This is a genomic window from Ameyamaea chiangmaiensis, assembly GCF_013376175.1.
GTDB classification, from domain to species: domain Bacteria; phylum Pseudomonadota; class Alphaproteobacteria; order Acetobacterales; family Acetobacteraceae; genus Ameyamaea; species Ameyamaea chiangmaiensis.
In genome coordinates this window covers 1-3,140 of record NZ_JABXXR010000225.1, presented here as the reverse complement: position 1 = coordinate 3,140, position 3,140 = coordinate 1, and the positions used below count along the sequence as shown (strand labels likewise).

Here is a 3,140-nt window from a genome sequence, read left to right as displayed (position 1 = left end):
CCCAGCCCGCACCCGCGACGGGGACGAATTGAGCCGTCCGTTCCGGCGGGCGGCGGCCGGCCTGTGCCTGGCGTCGGGCATGACGCTGGCGCTGGCCGCGACGGCGTGGGCTGAAGCCCCGTTCGTGACGCCGCAACATGATGTCGATGTGCTCTATGCCGTGCCGATGCCTGACGGGACGTCGGGTGGACAGCGGATGCGGTGGTCGTCGTCGGGGTTGGCCCAACGTGTGGATCTCGACGGGTCGGCAACGTTCATGCTCACCGACTATCGGACGCATGTGTTGCAGGTGGTCGACACGCTGCATCGGACCTATTCCCGCATGCCCGCGCCAGGCGGCGCGCTGACCCCTCCGGGAGAACCCGCGCCGGGCGAGTTTCATGCCGAGTCGGACGACACGGTGGCGGGCGAGCCCTGCCGCTGGTGGCGTTCGGGCGATAACGAAGGTCACGAGGCCCGCTTCTGCTACACCCCGGACGGGGTTTTGCTGGCGGCGCGGCGCGGCGAAATGGTCGTTTCGCGGGCTGTCCGCCTGTCGCGCGCGGCGCAGGCGGCCGATGTGTTCGCGGTGCCGTCGGGCTATCGTGGCGTGGCGCCGCATGATGCGCCGGCCCCGTAAGGATCCGGGCGGTCGGGTTGCAGGAGAGACACGATGAACCTTCCTCCGCTGCCGCCTTTCGATCACTCGTCGGCACTCGCCAAGGTGCGTGCCGCGGAGGATGCGTGGAATACGCGCGAGCCTGCCCGGGTGTCGCTGGCCTATACTCCGGACTCGGTGTGGCGCAACCGCGATGAGTTCCTGTCCGGGCGTCAGGCGATCGTCGCGTTTCTGACCCGCAAATGGCAGCAGGAGCAGGGCTATCGCCTGATCAAGGGGTTGTGGTCGTTCGACGGCAACCGGATCGCGGCGCGGTTTGCCTATGAATGGCACGACCAGCGCGGCCAGTGGTTTCGCTCGTATGGCAACGAGAACTGGGAATTCGCGCCTGACGGGCTGATGCGCCGTCGTCTCGCGTCCATTAACGATCGGCCGATCACTGTGGGCGAACGCCTGTTTCACTGGCCGCAGGGTCCCCGTCCGGAGGGACATCCGTCGCTGGACGACCTCGGCCTGTAGGACCGCGCTTAAATAAAAATTAAAGCCGCTCGGCCGGATTAAGGCGGAGCGATCCTTAAATTTGCCATGAGCGGGCGGTCAGATGCGCGATCAGACGGGCATACCCGTCGTTCAAGGAGGACGTCGTCATGCGCACACTCTCTCGCGCCCTGCTTCTGGTGCCGGCTGTTGCGGGCACTCTGGCCTTCGCCACCCCGGGCGCGCATGCCCAGCGTTGGGGCGGTGGTCACGGCTACTATTATCACGGTGGGTATGGTGGGCGGCCGTATTATCGCCACGGGCCCGGTGTGGGTGGCGCGCTGGTCGGCGGACTGGTCGCGGGGGCGTTGATCGGTGCCGCGGGTGCGTCGGTCGCGGGCGCCTATGCCGCACCTCCGCCGCCGCCGCCCGTTTACTACGCGCCGCCGCCGCGTGTCGTCTATGCGCCGCCCCCGCCGCCGGTCGTCTACGCGGTGCCCCCGGCCTATTCCTACTACTGATTGGTACCGTGTCGCCGTCAGAGGGCCGCGGCCGCGGCGGCCACAAGGGCGGTATGCTCGGCGGGCTTGACCTTGCGCCACACCGCGCGGATGACGCCTGACCCGTCCACCAGAAAGGAGCTGCGCTCCATCCCCCAGTAGGTCCGGCCGTACATCGACTTCTCCACCCAGGTGCCATAGGCGTCGGCCAGCGTGTGGTCGGCGTCGCTGGCCAGCGGGAACGTCAGGTCGAACTTGTCGGCGAACCTGTCGATCGCCTTGATCGGATCGGGACTCACGCCGATGACCGTCAGAGACAGCTTGCCCAGTGAGGGCAAGGCCTCCTGAAGGCTGCAGGCCTGGGTCGTGCAGCCCGGCGTATCCGCCTTCGGGTAGAAATACAGCAGGTACGGCTTCCCCGACAGCGCGTCGGAGGAGACGGTTCGTCCATGGCTTGCGGGCAGGCGGAAGGGCGGGGCGGCGTCGCCGACCTGGGGGTGCGTGGCGGTCATGCCCGGCAGGGTGCCCTGACGCGACGATCGGTGGCAAGAGAAGCTTTCGACGTCCCCGCGCGTTGATAGCCAGCTTTTGTCACGCGCGCGCTCTTGCGCTGCGGGATCAGCCCATTACTCATGGGGTCGCGTCCTGCGGCTTTCACGCCTGACGTCGAGACACGAGGAGCATCCGTCCTGCCCGCCCGCCTGCCAGAACCGACGGTTGCCCGGCCTGCTGCGGCCCCGCGCGCCGGGACGACGGGGTCGCGCACGATGCGCCATAGCATGCGCGGCACACGCCTCCCCCGATGAGCGACGCCGGAGCCGAACGCTCCCGCGTGGGGCGCGTGTGCGTGCGTCTGGCGCGGGCCATGCTGTTGACCACGGCAGCGGTCATCGCCGTGCCCGTCGTGATCGCGGGCGCGGTTCTGGTGCGCCTCGCGGCGGCGCCTTTGGATGTCTCGTCGCTATTGCGCCACGTCATGCCGGTGGCTCTGTCCGACGTGCCGCCCGGCGAGATCCCGCCGGGACGGCTGACCACGCAACGCGCCCACGTCGCGTGGCCCGTCCGCGCGATGGGCTGGGGCGCGCCGCTTGTCGTGACACTCGACGATATCGCGGTGCTCGACCGTACCGGCGCGGTTGCCGACCGGATCGCCCGGGGCGAGGTGACGCTGGGCATGCACGATCTGTGGCACGGCCGCGTCGTGCTCCGTGGCGTGCGCGTATCGGGCGCGCGGATGCGTCTGGCCCGTCAGGCGGACGGACGCGTCATGCTGGACCTGCCGGGTGCCAGGCCGGGTGGCGGTGGCATGCCGGTCGATCTGTCGCGGCTGCATGCGCTTGCCCTCGACGACACGCGAATCACGCTGGCCGACGCGCTGACCCACCTGACTTACGCGGTCGAGGGCGTGCATGCGCGCCTGACGGTCCTGCACGTCGGCGGTCGTTTCGGGGCCGTGGGTGACGCGGGCGCCCGGTTCGTCCTCGGCGATGACGAAGCCCGCGTGCGCGCGCAGGGGGCACCGTTGCCGGACGGACGCGGGGTGCGATGGTCGGTGGACATGGACG

Annotated in this window: 5 protein-coding genes; 4 read left to right on the top strand and 1 reads right to left on the bottom strand. The window is 69.4% G+C overall.

The window, feature by feature from the left end:
- From HUK82_RS15545 to HUK82_RS15535, 3 genes are all read left to right on the top strand, one after another.
- Positions 1-619, top strand: a 619-nt coding sequence (locus HUK82_RS15545; protein WP_176614809.1) for a hypothetical protein, incomplete at its 5' end; no start/stop codon positions are given.
- Between the two features lie 33 nt (positions 620-652).
- Entirely contained in the window at positions 653-1,117 is a 465-nt protein-coding gene (locus HUK82_RS15540) for a nuclear transport factor 2 family protein (protein ID WP_176614808.1), read from the top strand.
- A 128-nt stretch (positions 1,118-1,245) separates the two neighbouring features.
- Positions 1,246-1,596 (top strand): hypothetical protein, encoded by a 351-nt coding sequence (locus HUK82_RS15535; RefSeq protein WP_176614807.1) that lies wholly within the window; start codon positions 1,246-1,248, stop codon positions 1,594-1,596.
- A gap of 17 nt (positions 1,597-1,613) precedes the next feature.
- Here HUK82_RS15535 and bcp read toward each other — a convergent pair whose 3' ends face one another.
- Positions 1,614-2,087: a thioredoxin-dependent thiol peroxidase gene (bcp, locus tag HUK82_RS15530; protein ID WP_176614806.1), complete on the bottom strand. Its 474-nt coding sequence runs from the start codon at positions 2,085-2,087 to the stop codon at positions 1,614-1,616.
- 290 nt (positions 2,088-2,377) lie between these two features.
- On the opposite strand from bcp, the gene HUK82_RS15525 reads away from it, so the two are divergent.
- Positions 2,378-3,140 (top strand): hypothetical protein (locus tag HUK82_RS15525; protein ID WP_176614805.1); only part of this gene is annotated, 763 nt, incomplete at its 3' end.